This is a genomic window from Geobacter sp. AOG2, assembly GCF_019972295.1.
GTDB lineage: Bacteria > Desulfobacterota > Desulfuromonadia > Geobacterales > Pseudopelobacteraceae > Oryzomonas.
Window position 1 is genome coordinate 1,725,502 of sequence record NZ_BLJA01000001.1, and the last position, 24,006, is coordinate 1,749,507.

The window sequence follows — 24,006 nt, forward strand, 5'->3', positions numbered from 1 at the left end:
AACCGCAGGAAGTACTAGCGCATGCCAAACTTCGACAGCAGGATGCCGAGGAATTTGTTGATGGGATTATCACGGCGCAGGGATTGTATGACCGGTGGCTTCCGTATGCCGACCTGGTTGAGCAATGCCGCAAGTTCCGGGTCATGGGCGTGTTGCATCCCGTCCCTGAGAACCGTGAGCGCCTCCTCCTTGTTTGGTCCCAACAGGTGGATGCGGGCCAGGTTTAGATAATGGACCGGGTTGCCGGGTTCCTGTGCCAACGACTTGCGGCACAGGTCTATCCCTTTTGTAACATGACCCCGCTCTTTTGCCATGCAATAGGCGTAATAGGAGGCGCAGAGAGCGGTCGGCTGAGCCTCCATGGACTTTTCGAAATGTCCCAATGCCCTCAGGAGATTGCCCGCCTTGAATAGGGTCAGGCCGTTGTCGAACTCCTTGCTCGCATCACTATCGGCCATGCAGAACTCCTGGTGGACTATTGATGGGGGTGAGTCTGGCCTTCCATCTTCTTATTCCTTGAAAGCCCTCATCATCAATTCAAAATCCTCCAAAAGCGCCTGCAGGTCTTCCTCATGCTCTATCTCCTGCTGGAGGATCTGAAGCACCATGTTATGGGTGATGGGATCCTTATCCTTGGTTATCTCCAAAAGTCGGCTATAGACACCGATAGCGCACTGTTCACCCTTGATATTCTGGTTGAGGATGGTTTTCACAAATGGGTCGTCCGGGGCGTCGTAGCCACAGTTGGTCAGTTTGTACCAATCTTCCGGTTTGGTCACCGGGGTCCCGCCGAGTTGGATAATCCGCAGGGCAACCATATCGGCGTGCAATAGCTCCTCCGTAGCGTGCTGGAGCAGTTCGGCCCCGACAGCGTCCTTCATGGGGCCTTTCACCAACTTGGCGCCCAGCCAGTACTGATGATACGCAAACCATTCATCGCAAAAGGCCCTTCGTAACAGATTGATGAGTTCATCCACATCCATGCCGATGATTTCACGTGCTCTTGACCCCATGATGTCCTCCATGCCAAAAATAGTGTTGCAACGAAGCCATCTCTCCGATTGAAGCGTAATCCGGGACAGTAGAACTTTAGTTTCATTGTACCGAAATAGTAGCCAGTTACAACTGAAAACTCCTCGCCGCCGACTTAGGATACGACGTGAAGGATACTATTAACGACGTTTTCAGGCACAGAGGCGCCGATTAGAGGGGAGGCGCCTCCGGGCGGGCGAGCCGGGCCAGTAACAGCGACAGGGCGACCAGCACCAGGTTCTGTCCCACGGTCATCCAGGAAAGGGGGCGGGCAAGGTAGGACCCGAAACAGCCGCAGTTAAGAATCGGCACGTTGCGCAGGAGCATGAAGGCGGCAAAGCAGGCATAGACGCTGTGCAATACCAGCGAGGTCCAGGCTGCCTGCCGCAGGTGTCGGCCCCAGCACAACCATGAACCGGCTACCAGTTCGGAACCGCTGATGATGATTGCTGCAGGCCAGTGAAGTCCCTGGGGGAAGATGTGGTACGAGTGCAAGACCGCTACAAAGCCCGACATGTTGCTCAATTTTGCGATTGAGGCTGTCAGCAGGATCAGCCCGAGCGCTATGCGTAATGTGGTTTTCATTGATGGTTCCTTTTGGAGACTTATAAACTGTCGTGAGGTGGACATGTAGCACGATTTTGCGTCTATGTAAATTAAGCATGAGGGTACCTGTAAACGTGAGGGTAGTGGGGTCTGTTTGACAATGCCGCTCGCCATCCCTATACTGGCTTCACAAAATAAGCAGGAGCTACAATGAAAAAGCAGATTTACGTCATCGGGCACAAAAACCCGGATACCGACTCCATAGCTGCAGCCATCGGCTACGCCGAACTGAAAAAACGACTCGGACATGACAATGTCCTGGCTGCCATGGCAGGTTCGCCCAACCCACAAACACTCTATATCCTTGGCCGACTCGGCATCGAACTGCCGGTCTATCTGGCCGATATCCATCCCAAGGTGCGCGACGTCATCAAACGCCAACCGGTCACCGCCGGAGCAAAAGTTTCACTCAAAGAAGCCCTGGAACTGTTTCACCGCCATACCATCAGAGTCTTGCCGGTGGTGGACGGGGAAGATGTACCCATTGGAATAGTCTCTCTTCTCAAGCTGTCGGAGAAGTATCTGGTGGCCGGAACCGACCGCAAACGGGGCGTAGACAGTTCACTCAGCACCTTGGCCGACTGTCTGGATGCCACCTTTCTCTGCGGCGCTCGGTCGGAAGAGTTGGAACACCTCCATCTCTTCATCGGGGCCATGGTGGAGGATTCTTTTCTCTCCAGGATTGCCGGCTATGATCCAGCGAGTATGCTGGTCATGACCGGTGATCGCCCTTCCATTCAGCAAGCCGCCATCGACAGGGGGGTACGGATTCTGGTAGTGACCGGCGGCCTTCCGGTCAGAGAGGACTTGGTTGCCAAGGGCCGGGAGGCCGGCACCACGATCCTTTCAACGCCCCATGATACCGCCACAGCCGCCTGGTTGGCTCGCCTCTCCACACCACTTGCCTGTTTCATCGAGCCAGGGTTTGAAAAGATTGGGGTTGGTGAACCGCTGGAGCATCTGCGTCTCAAGCTGCTCCATTCGGGTGAGCCGGCGGTGGTGGCCGTGGAAGAGGACGGCTCCATTGCCGGGGTCGCCACCAAATCGTCGCTGTTGGCCTCATTCCCTTATGCCTTGATCCTGGTGGACCACAACGAACTGGGGCAAGCCGTTCCGGGGGCCGAGACAGTCGAGATCCTGGAGGTGATCGACCACCACAAGTTGGGCAATCCCCCCACAAACCAGCCGATCACGTTTATGACTGCCCCCGTGGGTAGTACCTGCACGGTGGTTGCAACTCTCTACCGCGAACGCGGGGTGGAGCCGGAAACGCATATCGCCGCCTTGCTACTGGCCGGCATCATGTCTGATACGGTCATCCTCAAGTCCCCCACCACCACCAATCGCGACCGGGAGATGGTGGCTTGGCTGGAAGAGCGTGCCGACCTGGATCACGTTGCTTTCGGCAGGGATATATTTTCGTCGTGCAGCGGCTTCAAGGCCTATGCTTCGCTGGAGAAGGCCGTCCGGTCCGACTTCAAGCATTTCGCGGCCCACGATACCCTCTTCGGCGTCGGCCAGGTGGAGGTGGTCGGTTTCGATGAGTTCTACGAGCTGAAGGAAGATCTTCGCCAAGTGCTCAAGCGGGTCAAGGAAGAGGAAGGACTGCACATGGCGGGTCTCATGGTGACTGACATCTACACCGAAAGCACGCTTTTCCTGGTGGAGGGAAAGAACGAACTGGCCCATATCATGGGGTATCCCCAGTTGGAATCGCGCCTGTATGAGCTGAAAGGGGTAATGTCGCGTAAAAAGCAGATGGTGCCTCATCTGTTGAAGGTGTTGGGGGCGCTTTGACCTCACGCCGACCAGGTGGGACGGAAAAAGAAATCATCGATGGAGCTACCATAATGACGCAAAAGGCAATGCTATGCCCTCGCTGCCGGCGGTTGATCGGCAGCGACGAAACCGTGTGTTCCTGGTGTGGAGCGCAACGTTCCAGCGCTTGGTGGCGGCCTGCGGCCTGGACCCGGGGCGGGCTTGACGGGGCTTGGCTGGTCAAGGCCATCATCACGGTAAATATAATCGTCTATGCCTTCTCCATCCTTCTTGGTATGGGGCGGGGGGGCGCTTCCGGTCCGCTGGCCGTCCTCAGTCCAAATCAGATGAGTCTGATATTGCTGGGTGCCACGGGAACGGTTCCCATCGATGGGTACGGCCGTTTCTGGACGCTGCTTACCGCCAACTATCTGCATGGTGGTATCCTGCATCTGGTTTTCAACCTGCTCGCGTTACGCCAGATCGCCCCTTGGGTCAATCAGGAGTACGGACCAAGCCGCATGTTCATCATCTATACCCTGGGGGGTATCTTTGGCTACCTGATCTCCTACCTGGCCGGGGTTTCCTTTACCATCGGCGCCTCGGGGGCCATTTGCAGCCTGATCGGTGCGCTGCTCTACTATGGCCGCAGCCGCGGTGGAGCGTATGGCAGTATGGTGTTCCGGGAGGTGAGCGGTTGGGTATTCAGCTTGATGCTATTTGGTTTCATCATGCCTGGTATCAACAACTGGGCTCATGGCGGTGGCATTGTGGGCGGGGCCATTCTGGGGATGCTCCTGGGGTATGAGGAGCGGAATCGGGAGAACGCCTCCCATCGGCTTGTGGCCCTGCTGTGCGCCGGTGCGACGGTGGGTGTGCTCGGGTGGTCGGCTTTCGTAGCTGTCGCCCTCAGGATGGGCCATTGATGCGGCATAAGGGATATATAACGCGGTTAGCAAAGAGGGACCAGGCCATGAAACGATTGCTGGTGATCATATTGCTGATGCTGGCGTCAAGGGCTCAAGCTGATATCTATACCTGGAAGGATTCACGGGGGATAGCCCACTACACCAACAAGGAATATGATATCCCCGTGCGCTACAAGGTCAAGGCAAAGCCTCTGAATATTGAGGCGGCCCAGGCTGGGGGGGCATCAACGGCCACGACGCAGCCAATGGCCCCTTCGCAATCTCCGCCGCAACCCCAAACGGTTCCGTCGAATCCCGTTATGCAACCGATTATCCGTTCGGCCGAAGCGCCGCCGCAGAACGTCCGGGTCCAGCCAAGAAGGAAGCACAAGATTCGCTCGGGGAGAGAATAGCTCGGTCCTCGGCGAAAGTCCTATGGATATATGTCACAAAAGGTTAGCCATCAGGCTAACCTTTTGTGATATCCGGGTAAGTAGAAAAGGGTGAACTACTTGAGACTACCCAGGTAGCCTACAAGAGCTTGGAGGTCATCGGCAGGCAAATCGGCGAAGGACGGCATGGCAGTAGAGGGGTTTTGTTTTTTGGGGTCCTTGAGGAAATCCTGGAGACTGGCAGCATCTTTCCGGGAGGCGATGGCTGTTAGATCGGGGCCGACCACGCCGCCCTGATTATTGACCTTATGACATTGGGCGCATTTGGTTTTGAAAAGTTGTTCTCCGGTCAGCTTCTGTTCAGGGGCTACCGTCTGTTCCGGGGATTTTTCCACCGGTCTGTTAGCGTCATTCTTAGTGCAGGCGGTCGCTGCGGTCAGAGCAAACAGCGCAGCGAGTAAAATTCGTGCGTAAGAGCGTTGCATGGTAAATCTCCTTTTAATCTAAGTGTGCAAACCTGGTACACTGTATGCCAAACCGGTGTCTGCGGCAAATATGTATACGCCTGTCTTGGCGCATTCGCAGGGCATTTCTGCCCTTTCTGCGTATTGAGGAGCAATTTGACAAACCTGACTTCCCCGGTAGCATCTCTTGAGAAGAATCTATCTCAATCGAGGAGGAGCACCATGAAGACATCGTTGGCTACTTTCACCATGTTGGCTGTTTCGGCAAGTTTGGTGCTGGCGGCTGGTCAGCCTTCCGCTGACCGGGGCAAGGAATTGTTTAACAGCACGGCCTTGGGGACAAACGGCAAAAGTTGCGCCAGTTGTCACCCAGATGGCAATGGCTTGGAAAAGGCTGCTGCCTCTGGACAGAAAAAACTTGAGAAGATCGCAAACCAGTGCATTGTAAAAGCCCTCAAGGGGAAAGCCCTGGCGTCCGGCTCTCCCGACCTTACATCCCTGGTTGCCTACCTGAAGAGCCTTGCCCCCGCCAAAACGAAATAGAATCCGCTGGCTGTTCCGTTGTGGTCCGTTCGCGTATCCGCATCGACGATAGACCGAACAACGCACCGAGGAGATTCTTTACATGCGGATGGAGTAGTACTCCAAGGCACATAAACAATGGAAAACAATAGACATGGATAAGGACGGGTCGCTTTTCAGAAAAAGCGGCCTGTCCTGTTTTTTGAATTGATACGTTCCTGTTCTGCGCACATCGGGCAACTATGCATACTATTTGATCGTAATGCCCAGTAATGCGGCACTATGACTGGATTCGAGAGGATATTTCAACATTTTTTCAGCTAGTTGCAGTTTGGTCCTGATATTGCATTTTAATGAAAATTTCATACTTCCCCAACGAAGGAGAAGCTGCAATGTCGCACCGGCTGAAACCCCGCATCATCCTCCCTGTCATCCTCGTGAATATCGTATTTCTTGCCGGTTTCATTACCCATAGCGCCCTACGGTTGTCCGGTCTTATTTCCATACATGCGCTGGGAACCCTGCTGATGACGGCCGTTGCCTGGACAGTCGTCTGGCTGATGGGACTCGTTACGGTCATGGTTTTCCTTGTCGGCCGTTTGGAGAAAACTCTCGAAGGGCATCTTGAACAGGTGACGGAGATTGCCCGGGGGCATATCCGGGGTGCTTTCATTGAGCCGGTCACAGACGAAGCCGGGAGTCTGACGCAGTCGCTGAGAGAGATGTCAGGTTTTCTTGACCAGACGTTGATGAGGATCATTGCAGCATCAGGCCGGCTCTTTTCATCGACCGTCAACCTGCAGGGGGCTGCCGAACAATGCGCTGCCAGCGCCGGCCAGCAGCAGAATGAGGCGCACGCCATTGCAACAGCGGCCGAAGAGATGTCCCAAACCATTGCCGGGATTGCCCGAAACGCCTCCCTGGCGGCAGATACCTCCGTGAGTGCCATGGAAATCGTGAGCTGCGGCAAGGAAACAGCGGGGCGCGCCGTAGAGGCGGCGGCCAGGGTTGGCACGGCAACGGATGATCTGGCAGGAGGTATAGGGGCGCTGAACAGGAGCGTCGGTGAGATTGGTGATATCGTCTCGGTGATCAACGACATTGCCGACCAAACCAATCTGTTGGCGCTTAATGCGTCCATTGAGGCAGCCCGTTCCGGAGAACACGGCCGGGGATTCGCCGTAGTTGCGGATGAAGTACGCAATCTGGCGGCTCGTACCATAGCCGCCACGGCACAGATTGCGGAGAAGATCTCGGCTGTACAACGTGAATCTCACAAGACCGGGACAGCGATGAAGGACGCCTCGCAGGAGGTGGCGAATGCCCGTGCCAAGATCGAGGAGATGGAAAACTCACTACACTTGATTACCGATTCGTTCGAGCAGGTCAAAGGTCAAGTGACCCAGATTGCAACCGCTGTGGAGCAGCAGAGTGTCACGACAGCCCAGGTTTCGGCCTCCATAGAGTCGACTTCACGCATGTCGGGAACGCTCTCGTCCGTATCCGCCAAGGTCATGGATGAGGTTACCACCATCGGTTCCGCAACCGATAATCTTCTTTTGTTGCTGGGGGCGTTCCGTCTTACCGCCCACTACAGCGCAGCCAAGGCCGTGGAGCGGATTGCAAAAGAAGAGGCGCTTCGCTCCATGGATCGCAGCCGTCAGGAGCGTGAGTTGCGCGACGCCATCCGCCGTAACCCCTTTGTTGAACTCTTTTATATTACCGATGCCTCTGGTCGCCAGATTACCTCGAATATTGCCGCAGATAGCCTGTCGGCTGGCGACCCCGCCTACGGTTCAGAAGCTTTTGCCAAAATGTGGGAAAACCGCCCCTGGTTCAGGGGGGCGATGGAGAGTGGGAGCACCTATATTTCGGAGCTGTACCGGTCGGCGGCAACCGGGGCGTTCTGTTGCACCATCGCGGTGCCTCTCCTAGATAGTACGGGCCGGGCAGCCGGCGTCCTAGGTGCCGACATAAACGTGGTCAGGATCAGCAGTCTGGGATAAATTGCGTTATCTATTCCGCAGAGCCGTTCTCTGCCCTCATTCCCAGGCAAAGGCCGCCATGGAGATTACCCCGTAGGTAAAGGCCCTGTGCAACACCCGCCCGTTGTCCCCAGCCCCCATGGCGACAAACAACGGCAAGAAATGTTCCGGTGTCGGGTGGTTGTTTGGGGCGTGGGGTCCCTTTTTCATGTAACCGAGTAGCGACTCCCGATCATTCGCGGCCACGGCCTCGCTGAGCCAGTCATCGAACTCCCTGGCGTACTCCAGAGGTGGCGAGCCAACGGCGCGTCCGAAAAAGTCCCTGAGATTGTGCGTCGCCGAGCCACTGGCCAGGATCAGCACCCCCTCCTCGCGCAAATGAGAAAGTGCGGCCCCTATCGCTGCGTGATGGGCTGGCCCCAGATGCGGCTGCACCGCTAACTCTACCACCGGTATATCCGCTTCCGGATACATCAGCTTGAGCGGCACCCAGACCCCGTGATCGAATCCTCGTGTCTTATCCAGACCTGCGTCTATGCCCTGATTCTCCAGCAGCAGGGTGATGCGTTCGGCAAGTATCGGATCGCCCGGCGCGGGGTAGGTCATGCGGTAGAGTTCGTCGGGGAAACCGCCGAAGTCGTAGATAAGTTCCGGCCACGGAGTGCTGATAACAGCAGGAACACGGGTGGTCCAGTGGGCCGAGATGCAAACGATTGCCCGAGGACGTTCCATGCCGGCACCAAGTGCGGCCAAGAAGTTGCGGGTAGGCCCCGGGTCCGTGAGCAGAGTGGGAGCCCCGTGTGATATGAACAGTGCTGGTAGTGTGGGTTTCATGTCGTTTTACCTCGTGCAAACCGCGAAGGGCGTCGGAGACGAGGATCGTATCCGGCACCCCTGTCGGCTTGTTAGTTGTTGCATCCTACGATTGGTCCGACGTCATTTTTTCTGCAGCAATTCCACTTCCAGGGCAATCGTCACTTCATCGCCAACCACCACGCCGCCGGATTCAATGGCGGCGTTCCAGGTCAAACCAAAATCCTTTCGGTTGATTTTCGTCGTTGCACTAACGCCGCGTTTGATATTACCCCAAGGATCTTTGTAGGCTTTGGTTGGGCCTTCCACATCGAGGACCACTTCCCTTGTTACACCGTGCAGGGTAAGATCGCCATAGACCTTCAGTTTGTCGTTACCGGCTTTTTTGACCTTTTTTGAGACAAAGGTCATGGTCGGGTATTTGGCCACATCGAAGAAGTCAGGGCTTTTCAGGTGGTCGTCCCGTTTGGTTACACCGGTTGTGATGGAAGGGGTTTCGATGTTTACGGCAACTTTTGACTTGGTTACGTCTTTGTCGTCGATTTCCAGTGTGCCGTTGAAGCTTCGGAATTCGCCCTTTACGTTGCTCACCATCAGATGTCTGACCTTGAAGCCGACATTGGAATGGTCCTGATCGATGGTCCAACTGGAAGCTGCTGCAAGCCCGGGCAGGGCCAGGGTGATGATAGTGCTGATGGCGGTGATAGTGCGTTTCATGATGTTGCTCCTTTCAGTGTAAGCAGATTAAATAGTTTAAGTTGATGTGATTTGATGTCTAACTATAAAAACAAATTTTTTTGTCTGCCCTATCTCCTCCCTTCACGTATGCCGAGCTTTTTACACAGGCCACCCAAGGCCTCCTGCTCATCGTTGGTCAGTACCTGCATTTCCTCTACAATGGCCGCCTCAACCCTCGTAAAGACGTCTTGGATCAACTCCAGTCCATGCTCGGTGAGTTGAATGGTCAGATAACGCCGATCCTCGTTGGTGCGTTCACGCCGTACCAGGCCTCTCTTTTCCAGGTTGTCGATGACAAGGGTTATGTTGCCGGTGCTCTTAAGTATTTTGGCCGCGATGTCCCGTTGGCACAGGGGGCCTTTATGCAAGAGTGCCTCCAGCACTCCGAACTGGCTGATGGTCAGATCGGATGCCCCCATGGTGCGTCCAACGCGACTGGTTACCGATTCTGCTGCGCGCATAAGCTTGGTGTAGGTGTTCAGGGCGCGATGGGTTGTAGTGTTAGTCGGTTTCATACGATCTTCCCAAATAATTGCTTAATGTCATATTGTTTAATATTAAACTATATGTTTTAGCCAAACTTGTCAACGGTATTTTTTTGCCCATAACATATAACTAACGCTTACCCAGAAGCCGCAAAATGTGCATTCGGTAAGATTTAAAAAGTTTTTTGCGAGGCTCTCGCAGTCACCGCAGGCGTACCAAGGGGCAACGAAACGTGTCTATCGTCTTTGCCCCGGTGCGCCTGCGGCTTTGGGTGGGGTGTTCACGCGGGATACCGTAAGCGGGAAGCCGCAAAGGTCGTGCGGCGTTCCAGCATTACTTCTTGCTTTTCTGGGTTTTGGCCCGCAGCAAGTCTCCAAAGGTTCCCATCCCTTTGGGCGCCTCGTCCGCCTGACGACGGAAATCGGCCAGGGTCGCCTCCTCCTCTTCGGCGGCGCGAGCCGCACCGGCCAGGCTCAGGGAGATGCGGCGCTCGGTGCGGTCAACGCTCTCTACCTTGACCTCAATGGTTTCGCCCTCCTTGACCGCCTCGCGCGGGTGGAGGATGCGCTTGCCCCCTCCCAGCTTAGAAATGTGGATCAGCCCGTCGATTCCATCGGCCAGGGTGACGAAGGCGCCGAAAGGGGCCAGACGCGAAACGACACCGCTATGGAACGATCCCTCGGGATAGGTTTGAGACGCCAAGTCCCACGGATTGGCGAGGGTGTCCTTAAGGCTCAGGGATACGCGCTCTTTCTCCCGGTCGATGGCCTTGACCACCACCTTAACCTGTTGGCCCACACTCAGAACATCACTCACTTCCTTGACCCTGCTCCAGCCGACCTCGGAGATGGGGATCAGTCCTTCCAGGCCGCCGATATCCACAAAAGCGCCGAAGGTCTGCAGGGAGGTGACCGTGCCGGTGACGGTCACGCCTTCGCTGATGCCGGCCGCGGCTTCTTCCCTGAGTCTGCGCTGCTCCTCTTCCAGCAATACGCGGCGGGAGACGACGATGTTACGGCCTTTCTCGTCATAGGCAGTGATGCGGAACGCCAGACGGGTCCCGATGACCGCCGTCGGGTCGTCGGTGCGGCGGAGTGCAATCTGGGAAAATGGACAGAAGGCGCGGGTCGTGCCGGCCAGCTTGATTTCGTATCCTCCCTTGATCTCTTTCTCCACCACTCCTTCTACCGGCACACCTGCTTGGTAGGCCTCCTCCAGTTGAGCGCTGCCTGACGCGCCTCCGCCGACCCTGGTGGTAAAGCGCATTTCGCCGTGGCTTGATGAGAGAAAGTAAGCGGCGATACTGTCGCCATCCTTGACCGTGACATTACCATCCAGATTCTGGAATTCCTTTGCATCGACGACCCCTTCGCCCTTATGGCCGGTATCGATGAAAATCCATTCGCTGCCGACCTTCAGTACTCGCGCCGTTACCTTCTGTCCCGGCTCCAGCCGGCTACCCTTCTGCTTCATGCTCTGTTCGAGCATATCGGCAAAACTCTCGCCTTCCATTTCTTCTGCATTCGGTTGTTCCAGGGTGTCGTTGTCTGTCATTTTTGGTTTCCGTTCCTGTGAAATTACTGTCGCGGCATGTCCATCACCATGCAGTCATGAAGAGTATATTGCCATGATATGAAATGGATGCAAACGTATTTTGTATGGGTATGAAAACGCCCCGCTGACGAATGCCGGCGGGGCGGGTAGGTATCATACATGTGTAGGAAGTTTTACAGGGTCAGTTCAGCATGGCCGTGGTACAGCTCGTCCCGTTCCCGTATCACATCATCGCTCTCAAGATATTCGTCGAAGCCCATTACCCGGTCGATTACGCCGCCGGGGGTGATCTCGATAATCCGGTTGGCGATGGTGGAAACGAACTCGTGGTCGTGGGAAGCGAACAAAACCACCTCAGGGAAGGCAATGAGCCCGTCGTTCAGGGCGGTAATCGACTCCAGGTCCAGATGGTTGGTCGGTTCGTCCAGGATCAGTGCGTTGGCGCCCGAGAGCATTATGCGGGACAACATGCAGCGCACCCGCTCACCGCCGGAGAGGACCGAGGTTTTCTTGGTCGCTTCGTCGCCGGAAAAGAGCATCCGCCCCAGGAAGCCACGGGCAAAGGTTTCCCCCTCGGTGGGGGGCGAATACTGACCCAGCCAGTCGATCAGGCTCAGGTCCTTCTCAAAATAGCTGCTGTTCTCCTTGGGGAAATAGGATGTGGTGATGGTTACGCCCCAGCGGAAGGAACCGCTGTCCGGTTCAAGCTCGCCGGACAGGATCTGGAAGAGGGTGGTGCGGGCCAGGGTGTTGCCGCCTACAAAGGCGATTTTATCGTTTTTGCGCACGATCAGGTCCAGGTTGTCCAGTACCTTGACCCCGTCTATCTCCTTGGTGAGACCGGATATTTCCAGGATGATGTCACCGCAGGGGCGCTCGGCCTTGAACATGACATGGGGGTATTTGCGCGACGAAACCGGCATCTCTTCCAAGGTCAGCTTGTCCAGCAACTTCTTGCGAGATGTGGCCTGCTTTGCCTTGGAGGCATTGGAGGAGAAACGCTGGATAAATGCCTTCAACTCTTCGGCCTTCTCGGATACTTTGCGATTTTCGTTCTGGCGCTGCTTTAGGTTCAACTGACTGGCGTGGTACCAGAAATCGTAGTTACCCACGTAGACCTGGATACGGCCGAAGTCAATGTCGGCGGTGTGCGTGCAAACCTGGTTGAGAAAGTGGCGGTCATGGGAGACCACAATCACGGTGTTGGGGAAACGGAACAGGAAATCCTCCAGCCAGGAGATGGATTTCAGGTCTAGGTTGTTGGTTGGCTCGTCCAGAAGCAGCACGTCCGGGTTGCCGAACAGGGCCTGGGCCAGCAGGACGCGTACCTTGTCGCCGCCCTCCAATTCCTTCATCTTCTTGTGGCGCAGTTCCTCGGGTATGCCCAGTCCATTCAGCAGCACCGCCGCCTCGGATTCGGCCTCGTAGCCGTTCATCTCGGCGAAATCGGCTTCCAGTTCCGCAGAGCGGACACCGTCCGCCTCGCTGAAATCGGCCTTGGCGTAGATCGCCTCACGTTCAACCATGACTTTGTAAAGCTGCTCATGTCCTCTGATGACGGTGTTGAACACCGTCTCCTCGTCAAAGGCAAACTGGTCCTGGCGCAACACCGCAAGGCGCTCGCGGGGGCCGATCGTGATCTCCCCCTTGTCCGGGGTGATCTCGCCCGAGAGAATCTTGAGAAAGGTGGACTTGCCGGCGCCGTTGGCCCCGATCAGGCCATAACAGTTGCCCGGAGTGAATTTGATGTTCACGTCCTTGAACAGGACGCGCTTGCCGTAAGAGAGGGCAATGTTTGAAGCGGTGATCATGTGTATCGGTTCCTTTCAAACAAATAAAAAAACCACAGGATAATCCCTGTGGTTCAGGTGATAGGTTTTTATATCATTATTAGCGTCTCAACGGCAATCGATAATTCTCGTTCCGTGTCAAACACAGAATAATTGCCTTCCGCGGCGGGCGAGGTTAGGGGGGCGCACCAGTAGTGCTAGTGCTGGATATGTTTCCTCCCCTTGGCCATACGGGTCAGCAGGCTGTCCAGAGAGGATGCGAAGCGCTGGCGGTCCGTTGCCCCGAACTGAGCCGGTCCTCCCTGTACCACGCCCGCACCACGCAGTTCCATCATCAGGTCGCGCATGGAGAGGCGCTCACCCACATTCTCCTCGGTGTAGATCTCTCCCCGCGGATCAATCCCCACCGCGCCTTTGGCGACGATTCGGGCTGCCAGCGGGATGTCGGCGGTTATGACCACGTCTTCCGGTGCGGCATGTTCGGCAATGTAGTCGTCGGCAACGTCGGACCCCTCGCTTACCACCACCGAATCAATCAAACGGGAATGGTGTTTGGCAAGGCTGGTGTTGGCCACCAGGGAGACCGGAATCTCCAGGCGTTCGGAGGCGCGAAAGGCAATCTCCTTGATGACCCGTGGGCAGGCGTCGGCATCAATCCATATGCGCATGGTTACTCCTTGTTGTTAATCGGGGAATGAGATATTACCACAGAATGGCAGTCGTTGTCCTTCCCAAAGGTTGCGACGGCTCTCCGGGAAATTCATGCAAACCGTGGTAAAATTCATCCAAGCGCCCGAAGGGCACCTTCATAACGGGAGAGACAACGGACCGGTATCGAACCGCCCGGCGGGATAGGGCACAGAAGAGGAGGGCGTATGCAACTGGAGATTCATGACGTCAAGATCGATTACCCCGAAGGATGCAACATCATTCTCGGTCAGACCCATTTCATCAAAACCGCCGAAGATCTGTACGAGGTTGTCGCCACCACGGTACCCCAGGCTAGCTTCGGCATTGCCTTCACCGAGGCGTCCGGCCCTTGTCTGATCCGGTCCGAGGGGAACGACGACGGGCTGATCAGGGCATGCGTGACCGTCCTCAAGGCCATAGGCGCCGGTCATGTCTTCTGCATCCTGCTGAGGGACGCCTATCCCATTAATATCCTTAACCAGGTGAAGAACTGCCCGGAGGTCTGCCAGATTTACTGTGCCACGGCAAATCCGCTCCAGGTTATCGTCGCATCAACCCTCCAAGGGTGGGGCATCCTGGGAGTGATCGACGGTTTTGCCCCCAAAGGGGTGGAATCGGACGAAGAGCGTCAGGAACGCCGTAATCTGTTGCGCACCATCGGTTACAAGCTGTGAGGGTAGGGCGGCGTAGCGGGATGAAGCGTTTGACGATGGCGCTGCTGCCGGCAGTTTTTTGGGTGCTTCTGTATGCAGCCGCTGAAGGGAAGGAGATACGCAGGATGGAGACATTGACCATTACGAGTCCGGGCTTTAGCCAAGGAGGCGCCATACCGGCCCGCCACACCTGCGACGGGAACGACACCAGCCCATCCCTTATCATCGCCAAGGTGCCGTCTACAGCCCAGAGTTTGGCGCTAATCATGGACGACCCGGATGCGCCCATGGGGGACTGGGTTCACTGGGTAGTGTGGAACATCCCGCCCCGGACGTGGGAGATCCCCGAGAACAGTCTGCCGCCCCAGGCCGTCCAGGGGAAAAACGATTGGCACCGCACCGGCTACGGCGGCCCCTGTCCGCCGTCCGGAACGCACCGCTATTTTTTCAGGGTTTATGCGCTGGATATCACGCTGCACCTCGGCAACTCCACCACCAAGGGCGATCTGGAACGGGCCATGCAGGGGCATATTTTGGGTAAGGGGGAACTGATGGGGACGTATAAGAGGCGGTGAGGGAGCTTAGACAAAGCTCGTAAAGGCAACCAGGCAGGAAGAGGGGGCCTTCCGATCACAGGGTTTTGATAGCGCAAAACAGCACTGTCGCAAACGCCGAATGGCCACGGTTTCCCGTGGCCATTCGCGCTGCCGGCGCAATAATTTCTACAAACCGAGCTGTTTGAAGAAGTCGTTCCCCTTGTCGTCCACCAGGATGAATGCCGGGAAGTCCTCCACCTCTATCTTCCAGACCGCTTCCATTCCCAGTTCCGGGAAATCGATGCACTCGACCTTCTTGATGTTTTCCTCGGCCAGGACTGCGGCCGGGCCGCCGATGGAGCCGAGATAGAACCCGCCGTATTTCTTGCAGGCGTCGGTGACCTGCTGGCTGCGGTTCCCCTTGGCAATCATGATCAGCGAGCCGCCCTTGGACTGGAGCTCGTCCACATAGGAGTCCATGCGACCGGCAGTGGTGGGGCCGAAGGAACCGGAGGCCTTGCCTGCCGGGGTCTTGGCCGGGCCTGCGTAGTAGATGGGGTGCTTCAGCAGATATTCGGGCAGGGGCTTGCCGCTATCCATGATCTCTTTGAACTTCGCGTGGGCGATGTCGCGGCCCACCACGATAGTACCGCTCAGCAGGAGCGGGGTAGAGACCGGATGCTTGGTCAGTTCGGCCAGGATTTCCTTCATGGGTTTGTTCAGATCGATCTTGACGCCGTGGCCGTGCTTGCCGCGGTATTGTTCGGGAATCAGGCGGCCGGGGTTCCGGTCCATCTCCTCCACGAAGAGGCCGTCCTTGGTGATCTTGGCCTTGATGTTGCGGTCTGCCGAGCAGGAGACCGCCATGCCGACCGGACAGGATGCCCCGTGACGCGGCAGACGGACGACACGCACGTCGTGGGCAAAGTATTTGCCGCCGAACTGGGCGCCGATGCCCAGTTTCTGGGCTGCTTCAAGGAGTTTTGCCTCCAGCTCCAGATCGCGAAAGGCTTGGCCGTGCTCGTTGCCTTGGGTGGGGAGGCCGTCCAGGTCTTTGGCGGTGGCCAGTTTGACGGCCTTCATGCAGGCGTCGGCGCTGGTGCCGCCGATGACGAAGGCGATGTGGTAGGGGGGACAGGCGGCGGTGCCCAGGTATTTCATCTTTTCGACCAGGAATTTTTCCAGCTTGCCCGGGGTGAGTAGAGCCTTGGTCTCCTGGAACAGCATGGTCTTGTTGGCCGAGCCGCCCCCCTTGGCCATGAACAGGAACTTGTAGTAGTCGCCGTCGGTGGCCATGATGTCGATCTGGGCCGGCAGGTTTGTGCCGGTGTTGACTTCTTTGTACATATCCAGGGCCACGGTCTGGGAGTAGCGCAGGTTCTCTTCGGTGTAGGTCTTATAGACCCCCTTGGACAGCCATTCCTCGTCCTTGACGCCGGTCCAGACCTGCTGGCCTTTTTTGGCGACGACCGTCGCGGTACCGGTGTCCTGGCAGACCGGAAGCTCGAACTGGGCCGAGATTTCGGCGTTGCGAAGAAACGCCATGGCAACACCTTTGTCGTTCTGGGAGGCTTCGGGGTCGGAGAGGATCTTGGCCACCTGCTCGTTGTGGGCTGGGCGCAGCAGGAATGAAACATCCCGCATGGCCTCATTGGCCAGGATGGTGAGTGCCTCAGGGCAAACCCTGATGACCTGCTTGCCGGCAAACTCGGCCAACTCGACGTACTTTTCGCTTCCCTCGATCTTGCGGTACGTGGTTTCATCCTTGGCAAGCGGGAAGGGTTCCTGATAGACGAACGGTTTGGTGGACATGCGCTGATTCTCCTTTCGTTGCCGGGAAATGCGGCTTTGGTTATATGTTTGGGCACATCTGGAATGTGTGTTGTATACAAGAAACAATGAGCGCATCTTAGTGAAAAGCTCGCCCTTTGTCGAGAGCTAAGTTTGGGTTGCAACCGGTGATAAAAATTGACAGATTTAGTGGGGCTATGCTAATCCTATACTATTATTTTCCACTGTTTGCATGGGAGTTTTTACCATGTTCAAGAACCTCCGCGAGGATATAAATTCCGTCTTTGAGCGCGACCCGGCCGCCCGCAATGTCATGGAGATCATCTTCTGCTATCCCGGCCTGCATGCCCTCTGGATATATCGTATTGCCCACTGGTTCTGGGTCCGCGAGTTTTTCTTTCTGGGGCGTCTTACCTCCCACGCCGGCCGTTTTCTGACCGGCATCGAGATCCACCCCGGCGCCAAGATCGGCCGCAAGTTTTTTATCGACCACGGCATGGGAGTGGTGATCGGCGAAACGGCCGAGATCGGAGATAACGTGACCCTGTACCACGGCGTGACCTTGGGCGGGGTAACCTGGGACAAGGTGAAGCGCCATCCGACTTTGGGCGACAATGTAGTGATCGGTTCGGGGGCCAAGGTGCTGGGACCGTTCACCGTGGGCAAGGGGGCCAAGATCGGTTCCAACTCGGTGGTGGTCAAGGAGGTCCCGGAAAACGCCACGGTGGTCGGCATCCCCGGCCGGGTGGTCATGGCCCAGGAAAAGAAGGAAGAAGCCCGCCCCGACCTGCAGCACGGCCAATTGCCCGACCCGGAGGCCACGGCCATCTCCTGTCTGTTCGATCAAATTCGCGAACTGGAGAGAAAGTACGCCGCCCTGGCAGAGGAACATGAGGCGTTGAAGAAGAAGATTAGCGGCTGACCCCCGCCTTCCCGCGCCTCAGTCTGCTGGAGAGAGGCAGAGTAGCTTTCCCCAGCGAGGAGGGATCGTACGTGCCGTTGTGCAATAAACCCAAGAAAGTCAAGCAATGATCAAACGTCAGACAACCATCAACCGTATTTTCAAGATTACCGGGATAGGCCTTCATACCGGCCAACCGGTCAACCTGGAGTTCCTTCCCCGTCGCGAGTTTGGCATAGCCTTTGTCATCAACGGCCAGATGATTCCGGCCCGCTACGACATGGTGGCCGACACGCGCCTCTCGACACTGATCGCCAAGGAGGGCGCATCGGTTTCCACCATCGAACACCTGATGGCGGCCTTTTATTTCTCCGGCATCACCAACTGCCTGGTTTATATTGACGGACCCGAAGTGCCTATCATGGACGGCTCGGCTTGGGAGTTTTATCAGGGTATGTGGAAGGCAGGTGTCTACGAGTTCCCGGAAAACGGCGTCTATCTGAAGGTGCTCCGCCCGGTGGAGGTCAGCCGCAACGACGCATTCCTGCGGGTCAAGCCGCTCAATACCCTGGAAATCACCATGTCCATCGAGTTCCGGTCACCGGTGGGAAAACAGAAAAAACGGGTCACGGACGTAGAGAATGCTTTCTCGATCATCAACTCCCGCACCTTCGGCTTCATCGAAGAGCTTGAAGCAATCCGCAAAGCGGGATTGGCAAAAGGTGCGACCCTGGACAATGCCGTGGCAATCGGGGAGGACAGCATCGTCAACCCCCACGGCCTGCGGTACAAAAAGGAGCTGGTGAACCACAAAATCCTGGATCTGATCGGCGACCTGTATACCAGCGGCTACCGCATCCTCGGCAAAGTGGAGGCCAACAAGACCGGTCATCACCTCAACAACCTGCTGCTGAAAGAGATCTTTTCAGACCCTGCCAATTACGCCATCTACTAATCTACCACGTCACTGCAAGTCCTGACAGGAGCGAATCTTACGCGTCCTTCTGCCCTTTTTTGACCCGAGGGGACAGAAGGGCTGCGCCTTGCAGGTCGATAAAATCGTAGTGAGGAGGCTGTGGCGAGCAAGAAGGCGAGATGCAGCCCTCGGTACGTTGAGTCTTCGAGCAGGTAGCAACACCGCAGATCAGCGCCGCAGTGGATCTTCTATTGCCCCAGTATGACCTCTCCCGTATCCGTAAACAACTTCACCGGCAGCTCAAAGACGCGCTTGAAGATATTCAGGGCTCCTTTGGCCATGGACTTGACCGGAATAGCGCTCACCTGCGGGTCGGACCATTTGCCCTTGGCCTCGAAATAGGCAGTTACTACCGATTTTCCTTTGCCGGTCAGCAGCCAGCCCACCACCGGGATACGGTTGACGATCTTGTCCACGGTTTGGAGCGGTTGGACACCGATGGTGAAATTGAGGTCCTCATTTACCATGTCCGCCGTGCCGATGACCGAGATATTCATGGCATTGCTGTTGATGAAAAGATTTTGCGTTGCAACGCTGCCGTCGCTGAAGGCGAAGCTGCCGTGAATGTCGTTATAGGGCATACCGCCCGACACCATGTCAGGGAGCTGGAATTTGAGCAGTTGGGACACGTTGAGGATCGAGAACATTTTGGAGAGCACGTTGAACTTGCGCAGGGTGCCCTTTTCCAGTTTCAGTTTTACGTTGCCGAGTGCTGTTTTCTTGAGGTCCGCAAGGGTTGCCCCCCGGGCGGTCAGGTCGCCGGACAGTTTTAAGGTTCCGGTTACCTCCTTGCTCACGTTCAACGCCTGCAAAAGGGGCTCCGCATTGACCCGCTCGATGCCGAAGTTAATGTCATAGCGCCGATCCTGGCCGGTTCCCGGCGCAATACGTCCCTTTGCGGTAACCTTGCCGTTAAACAGCCCGGCTTCCAACCCCTGAACATAGAGAATGCCGTTTTCCTGGTGCAGGGACGCACTTAGTCTTGAGTAGGGAACTTTTTCGTATTTTCCCGCATCGGCATTCAGTTTGAGATTCAGATTCAAGGGTGATGGAGTTTGTTTTTCTTCGCCCCCCTGTTCGGAGAGTTTGGCGAGTTGGAACAGGTCGTCAAGGTCGAGATAGGATGAACTGAACGCCAGATTGGCTGTTGGGGCAGCCCCTGTGATGTAATCGCCGCTGACGCTGAAATTGGACGCATTAAAGAGCCCGGACAGACGGTTGATGGCATATTTGCCGTCCCCGATGGCCAAAACGGCATGCAGGCGGCGGATGCTCGTATTGGCTGCTTTGGCCGGTGAGAGGTTGAGGTCGCGCAGAAAGAACTGGGGTGATGACAAGGTAATCTCGGCCTCGGCATTCTTCATGCTTTTGACCCGGCCGCGCAGGTGGAGGAGCGAGTCGCCGTAACGGGCATTCATGCTGGAGGTCTCCAGGCTGTTGCCTTGGAAGGTGATCGTGCTGTTGATGCCGCTGACCGGTTTCAGTTTTGGGTTGGGCAGAAAGGAAAATGCGTTCAGGGCAATACTGCCGGAATAATCCATGGCCGAAAAGTCTTCGGGGTTCCCGCTGCCGCGGATGTGGGCCTGGACCCTCCCCCGCGGGTGGTACTGCTGCCACATGGGCATGATGGGGAGTGCATCGCTTAACAAAAACGAGTTAGTCTGCACATCGAAACCGAGATACGGTTTATTGGCGTATCTCAACAGGGCATTTGCGGAGACGCTGAGGGGCGGCAGGGTGTAGGCCAGGCTGGTCAGCTTGACCTCGCCCGGTGGGAGGGTCGAACTAAAGGCCAAGTGGTTTGCCATACCCGCCGGTTTACGGATAGCACCGGGAAAGGTATAGTTCGCCTGTTTGAGATCCCACTCGCCGTCCAGCCGGTAGGCTGAATAGTGGCCGCTGCCGGTCAGGACAAGGTTGGAGTTGCCGTTGAAATCGAGCTTGTTTGCTCCGATGATTCTGGCCAGCCATGCTATCTCGGGGGCGCGGGGAGTGATTTCCATGCGGACCGGGTAGTTACCTTGTTTGTCGGTGTTGTATTCCGTGATCGAGCCCTGCAACTTGAATGGTGACGAGCCGAAGGAACCGGTCATGCCGATCAGGTTGAAATTCTTCCCCTTCAACTCGATAGTGCCCTTTATGTTGTTGAACGTCGGCGCCTTGGGGCCGTAACTGAGGACAGCCTTTTCAACCGGTCCCCGGATCAGAAGGGTGTTGTAATTGTCGCCCCGTTCCATGTGAGCGATCTGGCTGATTCGTCCGTCCAGCACACCGGTATCCAGCTTGAAAATCCCGGACTTGATCTTGTTCTCGATATAGTCACTGGTATCGGTCGGGATGATTCCGTAGGGAACGTAGCCCCTAACATCCTCGTAGCGGAAGGTGCCCGGAGTGGCCGCCTTGGCGACGATGCGCGGATCTTTACTCGCATAGTCGTATAGTTGGACGCTTCCCTTGATCCTGAAGCCATCGGTGCTCAGGTCGATGGTTTTGATATCCAGCAGCTTGGCGTTGAGTTTCAGGTCGTACTCCGCCAGAAGGAAGCGGGGAGCTACGGTGGCGTGAAATATAGTCGGCCAGATCACGGCAGTGTTGTTGACGCGGATCTTGCCTTTAGCGGCAAATTCACGGGGTTTGCCCTTAAAGCTGGTGGCGACGTCCAGGCGGCCGCCCGGATTGGCGAAAGGTATGTGGTTGCCAAAGTAAGGCCAGAAACGGCCGATCTCGGCTTGTTTGACGTCTGCGTCGCCGTTCACTTCCATATCCAGCAGGGATTGGCCTTTTTCGGGAAGCCTGACCGTGCCGTTCAGAGTAATCTTGGCGGGAGCCCCCGATAGGGCAGGCATGTCACAGACGAGCTTGACGCTCCCCTTGCGGCCGCGTGCAAGGTGATCCAGGGTCAGGGCAATATTGGTGGCGGCAACCTCCGGGAGCCCCTCTTTGCCCACGGCCATGTCGTGCCACTTGATCGTACTGCGCTTGAGTTGCACCTTGCGGAACTGAATCTGCATGCCTTCTTTGCCCGGCGCCAGCAGATCGTCGATGTTCAGCTTCCCGTCTTTGTTCCGTACCAGGCGGATGTCCGCGCCATCCAGGGCTACGTCGCGCAACACCACACGTTTGTCCAGCAGGGGCAGCAGGGCCAACTTCACCGTTATGCGGTCGGCCTTGAGGAAATCAGTGCTGTTGTCCGGTTCCTTAACCGTGACGCCTTCGAAGTCAAAGGAAGGGCCAAAGTGCCATTTGAACGCACCGCGGGAGAATGCGACCTTGCGGTTGAGGGATTTTTGCAGGGAGTCGAGGATCTCGTCACGGTAGGCGTTGATATCCAGCAGGTATGGCAGAAAAAAGGCCAGGCTGACTACGAGGGTACCGACGATCAAGAGCAGGATGCCGGAAAGTTTGATGTAGGAGCGTTTCATCATGCCGGTTCGGGGGTCAGGGCGGTGACGTGAACCTTGAGGACGGCGGTCTGCGTCACCTCATCACAAAGGAACCGGTAGCCGTGCCATTCGACGGTCTCACCCTTAAGCGGGAAACGGCCCAACTCCTGAAGAATCATGCCGGCCACGGTTTCAAAGGGGAGTTCCTCGTCCAGCTTGATTTCAAGGGCCTCGGCCAGATCGAATACTGAAAGCAGGCCGTCCACCATCAGACTGCCGTCCTCCATGCGCATGATGGTGGGTTGTTCCCCAACGTCGTGTTCATCCTCAATTTCTCCCACCAACTCCTCTATCAGGTCCTCTGTGGTGACCAGGCCACTCAGGCCGCCGTACTCGTCCACTACCAGCACCATCTGGTTACGGTTGCGCTGCATCTCTTTAAGAAGCTCGTTAACCTTCTTGCCTTCAGGCACAAAGACCGGCGGCAGCATGATGGCCGCCAGATCGAGCTGTTTGCCCGCCACCAGCCGTCCCAGGATATCCTTTCCGTGCACCACTCCGGCAATCTCCTCAATACTGCCGCGGTAAACCGGATAGCGGGAGTACATGTTCTCCATCAGCGTGGCGACGACCTGTTCCGGCGGCGTAGAAAGGTCGAGGGCCACCATGCGCGTACGCGGGACCATCACCTCGCGGACGCAGGTGTGGGTGAACTCGAAGACATTCCGGATGTATTCGTGTTCAGTCTCACTGAAAACGCCGCTCTCGTGTCCCTCGGCCACGATGTGCTGTACCTCTTCACGGGAGATGAAGGGTTCCCGGTTGGCGGAAATGTGTAAAATTCGCATCACCGCCTTACTGGAAACGGTGAGAAGGGTGACCAGGACTGAGCCAACCCGGGCCAGCACGCTGATGGGCCGGGCGACCCGCAGGGCGATGGCATCGGCGTATTGCAACCCGATTGCCTTAGGTACCAACTCACCTAGGATGAGCAACAGGTAGGAGATGATAACCACCATACCTGTCACCGCCACCGGTTCGGCTGTCTGGGCCAGGAAGCCGATGCCGAGGTTTTGGAACCAGGGGCGGAGATAATCCACGGCTATAATGCCGCCCATGGTCGAGGCCGTGGCGCCGGTCAGGGTTACACCGACCTGCACCAGCGCCAGCAATCGGTGAGGGTCTTGCTGGAGCACTTCGATGAGGCTCGCCCGGTTGTCCCCTTCGTCCACCAGTTGGGCGACACGACTTTTGCGCACGGATATGATGGCGAATTCCGAACAGGCAAAAAAGCCGTTCAGCACGATCATGATTGCAATAACCAGTATTTCAACGAGTACGGTATCCACGTAACCTCCATCAAAACGACATTCTCACTCCTGAAAGGGCTAATGTCAACCGTCACATGTGCAAACACTGGCTACAATAACGTAATGTATTGAAAATAAACTAAAATATCCAGATCGTTGCCGGGGTGCTGCATGGCGTTGAGAGTGTTTACGGTTGCTTTGTCTTTTTTCCCGTTGCCGCTGTAACCTTTGAACGGCTTCTCCGTCTGATTTATGAAAAAGATCGGGACTGATTCCTTGATTTACTTCACTATAACCGCGCCCAGGTACAGAGGCTGGGGTTGACAGGATTAATGGCTCCCTGAAGCCCTGAGAATGTACAGAGTTAAAAGCTGCACTCGCAGGCTTGGCGCTCGGAAATTTTAGCCATCCATGATTGGATGAGAGAACCCCCCGGTAATCTCTATTGACAAGGGGATTCGCCCATGGGTATGTATCTGTCGTCGTTGACTTTGAAGTGGCGCAGACCATATGCGCCCTGGAGGCCGGAGGATCTCGGGGCGAGTTCTTCCTTTTTTTTGAGGGGATACTGAGCCGAAGCTTGTATGATCCCAAGGGTTGGATAAAAATCCCATTAACTTCACGCTACTTTACAAATCTCTACAAAACAGGGACAAATCTGCGTATATGTTTTCATTTAAATGTCTATACTCTCTATCAAGATGCTGCAAAGGGAAAC

The 24,006-nt window shown here is 56.2% G+C and carries 22 protein-coding genes; 9 read left to right on the top strand and 13 right to left on the bottom strand.

Annotation, left to right across the window (positions count from 1 at the left end; translation table 11 throughout):
- Nucleotides 1-14: 14 nt before the first annotated feature.
- The 3 genes from LDN12_RS07790 to LDN12_RS07800 form a co-directional block, all read right to left on the bottom strand.
- Nucleotides 15-458 carry a tetratricopeptide repeat protein gene (locus LDN12_RS07790; protein ID WP_223922101.1) on the bottom strand — a complete coding sequence of 148 codons (444 nt, stop codon included), beginning with the start codon at nt 456-458 and terminating at the stop codon, nt 15-17.
- A 51-nt stretch (nt 459-509) separates the two neighbouring features.
- Nucleotides 510-1,013, bottom strand: a complete 504-nt coding sequence (locus LDN12_RS07795) for a ferritin-like domain-containing protein (protein WP_223922102.1) — start codon at nt 1,011-1,013, stop codon at nt 510-512.
- Between the two features lie 190 nt (nt 1,014-1,203).
- The gene (locus tag LDN12_RS07800) at nt 1,204-1,617 is read right to left on the bottom strand and encodes a MauE/DoxX family redox-associated membrane protein (protein WP_238482097.1); all 414 of its coding nucleotides are present in this window, start codon (nt 1,615-1,617) and stop codon (nt 1,204-1,206) included.
- Nucleotides 1,618-1,788: 171 nt separating this feature from the next.
- Here LDN12_RS07800 and LDN12_RS07805 point away from each other — a divergent pair, with 171 nt between their 5' ends.
- Genes LDN12_RS07805 through LDN12_RS07815 form a run of 3 tightly spaced genes read left to right on the top strand, consistent with a single transcriptional unit; the run spans nt 1,789 to nt 4,717 of the window.
- Nucleotides 1,789-3,435 carry a putative manganese-dependent inorganic diphosphatase gene (locus LDN12_RS07805; RefSeq protein ID WP_223922104.1) on the top strand — a complete coding sequence of 549 codons (1,647 nt, stop codon included), beginning with the start codon at nt 1,789-1,791 and terminating at the stop codon, nt 3,433-3,435.
- A 53-nt stretch (nt 3,436-3,488) separates the two neighbouring features.
- Nucleotides 3,489-4,322, top strand: a complete 834-nt coding sequence (locus LDN12_RS07810) for a rhomboid family intramembrane serine protease (protein ID WP_223922105.1) — start codon at nt 3,489-3,491, stop codon at nt 4,320-4,322.
- 47 nt (nt 4,323-4,369) lie between these two features.
- Nucleotides 4,370-4,717 (top strand): DUF4124 domain-containing protein, encoded by a 348-nt coding sequence (locus LDN12_RS07815; protein ID WP_223922106.1) that lies wholly within the window; start codon nt 4,370-4,372, stop codon nt 4,715-4,717.
- 95 nt (nt 4,718-4,812) lie between these two features.
- Here LDN12_RS07815 and LDN12_RS07820 read toward each other — a convergent pair whose 3' ends face one another.
- Complete coding sequence (locus LDN12_RS07820) at nt 4,813-5,181, bottom strand: cytochrome c family protein (RefSeq protein WP_223922107.1); 369 nt, start codon at nt 5,179-5,181, stop codon at nt 4,813-4,815.
- Nucleotides 5,182-5,382: 201 nt separating this feature from the next.
- Here LDN12_RS07820 and LDN12_RS07825 point away from each other — a divergent pair, with 201 nt between their 5' ends.
- Both LDN12_RS07825 and LDN12_RS07830 read left to right on the top strand, forming a co-directional pair.
- On the top strand, nt 5,383-5,703 hold the full coding sequence (locus tag LDN12_RS07825) for a c-type cytochrome (RefSeq protein WP_223922108.1): 321 nt from the start codon (nt 5,383-5,385) through the stop codon (nt 5,701-5,703).
- Between the two features lie 371 nt (nt 5,704-6,074).
- Nucleotides 6,075-7,688 carry a methyl-accepting chemotaxis protein gene (locus tag LDN12_RS07830; RefSeq protein ID WP_223922109.1) on the top strand — a complete coding sequence of 538 codons (1,614 nt, stop codon included), beginning with the start codon at nt 6,075-6,077 and terminating at the stop codon, nt 7,686-7,688.
- Between the two features lie 36 nt (nt 7,689-7,724).
- Here LDN12_RS07830 and LDN12_RS07835 read toward each other — a convergent pair whose 3' ends face one another.
- The 6 genes from LDN12_RS07835 to LDN12_RS07860 form a co-directional block, all read right to left on the bottom strand.
- Complete coding sequence (locus LDN12_RS07835) at nt 7,725-8,399, bottom strand: class III extradiol ring-cleavage dioxygenase (RefSeq protein WP_374045040.1); 675 nt, start codon at nt 8,397-8,399, stop codon at nt 7,725-7,727.
- A gap of 204 nt (nt 8,400-8,603) precedes the next feature.
- Nucleotides 8,604-9,197, bottom strand: a complete 594-nt coding sequence (locus LDN12_RS07840; RefSeq protein WP_223922111.1) for a YceI family protein — start codon at nt 9,195-9,197, stop codon at nt 8,604-8,606.
- An 89-nt stretch (nt 9,198-9,286) separates the two neighbouring features.
- Complete coding sequence (locus tag LDN12_RS07845; protein ID WP_223922112.1) at nt 9,287-9,733, bottom strand: MarR family winged helix-turn-helix transcriptional regulator; 447 nt, start codon at nt 9,731-9,733, stop codon at nt 9,287-9,289.
- Between the two features lie 304 nt (nt 9,734-10,037).
- Complete coding sequence (gene rpsA, locus LDN12_RS07850) at nt 10,038-11,258, bottom strand: 30S ribosomal protein S1 (RefSeq protein ID WP_223922113.1); 1,221 nt, start codon at nt 11,256-11,258, stop codon at nt 10,038-10,040.
- A 173-nt stretch (nt 11,259-11,431) separates the two neighbouring features.
- Nucleotides 11,432-13,069 (bottom strand): ABC-F family ATP-binding cassette domain-containing protein, encoded by a 1,638-nt coding sequence (locus tag LDN12_RS07855; RefSeq protein ID WP_223922114.1) that lies wholly within the window; start codon nt 13,067-13,069, stop codon nt 11,432-11,434.
- Nucleotides 13,070-13,245: 176 nt separating this feature from the next.
- The gene (locus LDN12_RS07860) at nt 13,246-13,716 is read right to left on the bottom strand and encodes a YaiI/YqxD family protein (RefSeq protein WP_223922115.1); all 471 of its coding nucleotides are present in this window, start codon (nt 13,714-13,716) and stop codon (nt 13,246-13,248) included.
- A gap of 207 nt (nt 13,717-13,923) precedes the next feature.
- On the opposite strand from LDN12_RS07860, the gene LDN12_RS07865 reads away from it, so the two are divergent.
- Nucleotides 13,924-14,412 carry an adenosine-specific kinase gene (locus tag LDN12_RS07865; RefSeq protein ID WP_223922116.1) on the top strand — a complete coding sequence of 163 codons (489 nt, stop codon included), beginning with the start codon at nt 13,924-13,926 and terminating at the stop codon, nt 14,410-14,412.
- 20 nt (nt 14,413-14,432) lie between these two features.
- Complete coding sequence (locus LDN12_RS07870; RefSeq protein ID WP_223922117.1) at nt 14,433-14,966, top strand: YbhB/YbcL family Raf kinase inhibitor-like protein; 534 nt, start codon at nt 14,433-14,435, stop codon at nt 14,964-14,966.
- Between the two features lie 147 nt (nt 14,967-15,113).
- Here LDN12_RS07870 and LDN12_RS07875 read toward each other — a convergent pair whose 3' ends face one another.
- Nucleotides 15,114-16,739 carry a fumarate hydratase gene (locus LDN12_RS07875; RefSeq protein WP_223922118.1) on the bottom strand — a complete coding sequence of 542 codons (1,626 nt, stop codon included), beginning with the start codon at nt 16,737-16,739 and terminating at the stop codon, nt 15,114-15,116.
- A gap of 226 nt (nt 16,740-16,965) precedes the next feature.
- Between LDN12_RS07875 and cysE the strand changes: the two genes are divergently transcribed.
- Entirely contained in the window at nt 16,966-17,640 is a 675-nt protein-coding gene (gene cysE / locus LDN12_RS07880; RefSeq protein ID WP_223922119.1) for a serine O-acetyltransferase, read from the top strand.
- Between the two features lie 106 nt (nt 17,641-17,746).
- The gene (lpxC, locus tag LDN12_RS07885; RefSeq protein WP_223922120.1) at nt 17,747-18,574 is read left to right on the top strand and encodes a UDP-3-O-acyl-N-acetylglucosamine deacetylase; all 828 of its coding nucleotides are present in this window, start codon (nt 17,747-17,749) and stop codon (nt 18,572-18,574) included.
- 209 nt (nt 18,575-18,783) lie between these two features.
- Here lpxC and LDN12_RS07890 read toward each other — a convergent pair whose 3' ends face one another.
- Together LDN12_RS07890 and LDN12_RS07895 are read right to left on the bottom strand one after the other, a co-directional pair.
- A complete protein-coding gene (locus LDN12_RS07890; RefSeq protein WP_223922121.1) occupies nt 18,784-22,020 on the bottom strand; it encodes a DUF3971 domain-containing protein in 3,237 nt (1,078 codons plus the stop codon).
- Complete coding sequence (locus tag LDN12_RS07895) at nt 22,017-23,327, bottom strand: hemolysin family protein (protein ID WP_223922122.1); 1,311 nt, start codon at nt 23,325-23,327, stop codon at nt 22,017-22,019. The genes LDN12_RS07890 and LDN12_RS07895 overlap by 4 nt, the downstream gene beginning before the upstream one ends.
- Nucleotides 23,328-24,006 lie beyond the last annotated feature (679 nt).

Bases quoted from the DNA above. Each gene is read 5' to 3' on its own strand.
- LDN12_RS07790 (WP_223922101.1), bottom strand. From the start codon at position 458: ATGGCCGATAGTGATGCGAGCAAGGAGTTCGACAACGGCCTGACCCTA.
- LDN12_RS07795 (WP_223922102.1), bottom strand. From the start codon at position 1,013: ATGGGGTCAAGAGCACGTGAAATCATCGGCATGGATGTGGATGAACTC.
- LDN12_RS07800 (WP_238482097.1), bottom strand. From the start codon at position 1,617: ATGAAAACCACATTACGCATAGCGCTCGGGCTGATCCTGCTGACAGCC.
- LDN12_RS07805 (WP_223922104.1), top strand. From the start codon at position 1,789: ATGAAAAAGCAGATTTACGTCATCGGGCACAAAAACCCGGATACCGAC.
- LDN12_RS07810 (WP_223922105.1), top strand. From the start codon at position 3,489: ATGACGCAAAAGGCAATGCTATGCCCTCGCTGCCGGCGGTTGATCGGC.
- LDN12_RS07815 (WP_223922106.1), top strand. From the start codon at position 4,370: ATGAAACGATTGCTGGTGATCATATTGCTGATGCTGGCGTCAAGGGCT.
- LDN12_RS07820 (WP_223922107.1), bottom strand. From the start codon at position 5,181: ATGCAACGCTCTTACGCACGAATTTTACTCGCTGCGCTGTTTGCTCTG.
- LDN12_RS07825 (WP_223922108.1), top strand. From the start codon at position 5,383: ATGAAGACATCGTTGGCTACTTTCACCATGTTGGCTGTTTCGGCAAGT.
- LDN12_RS07830 (WP_223922109.1), top strand. From the start codon at position 6,075: ATGTCGCACCGGCTGAAACCCCGCATCATCCTCCCTGTCATCCTCGTG.
- LDN12_RS07835 (WP_374045040.1), bottom strand. From the start codon at position 8,399: ATGGAACGTCCTCGGGCAATCGTTTGCATCTCGGCCCACTGGACCACC.
- LDN12_RS07840 (WP_223922111.1), bottom strand. From the start codon at position 9,197: ATGAAACGCACTATCACCGCCATCAGCACTATCATCACCCTGGCCCTG.
- LDN12_RS07845 (WP_223922112.1), bottom strand. From the start codon at position 9,733: ATGAAACCGACTAACACTACAACCCATCGCGCCCTGAACACCTACACC.
- rpsA (WP_223922113.1), bottom strand. From the start codon at position 11,258: ATGACAGACAACGACACCCTGGAACAACCGAATGCAGAAGAAATGGAA.
- LDN12_RS07855 (WP_223922114.1), bottom strand. From the start codon at position 13,069: ATGATCACCGCTTCAAACATTGCCCTCTCTTACGGCAAGCGCGTCCTG.
- LDN12_RS07860 (WP_223922115.1), bottom strand. From the start codon at position 13,716: ATGCGCATATGGATTGATGCCGACGCCTGCCCACGGGTCATCAAGGAG.
- LDN12_RS07865 (WP_223922116.1), top strand. From the start codon at position 13,924: ATGCAACTGGAGATTCATGACGTCAAGATCGATTACCCCGAAGGATGC.
- LDN12_RS07870 (WP_223922117.1), top strand. From the start codon at position 14,433: ATGAAGCGTTTGACGATGGCGCTGCTGCCGGCAGTTTTTTGGGTGCTT.
- LDN12_RS07875 (WP_223922118.1), bottom strand. From the start codon at position 16,739: ATGTCCACCAAACCGTTCGTCTATCAGGAACCCTTCCCGCTTGCCAAG.
- cysE (WP_223922119.1), top strand. From the start codon at position 16,966: ATGTTCAAGAACCTCCGCGAGGATATAAATTCCGTCTTTGAGCGCGAC.
- lpxC (WP_223922120.1), top strand. From the start codon at position 17,747: ATGATCAAACGTCAGACAACCATCAACCGTATTTTCAAGATTACCGGG.
- LDN12_RS07890 (WP_223922121.1), bottom strand. From the start codon at position 22,020: ATGATGAAACGCTCCTACATCAAACTTTCCGGCATCCTGCTCTTGATC.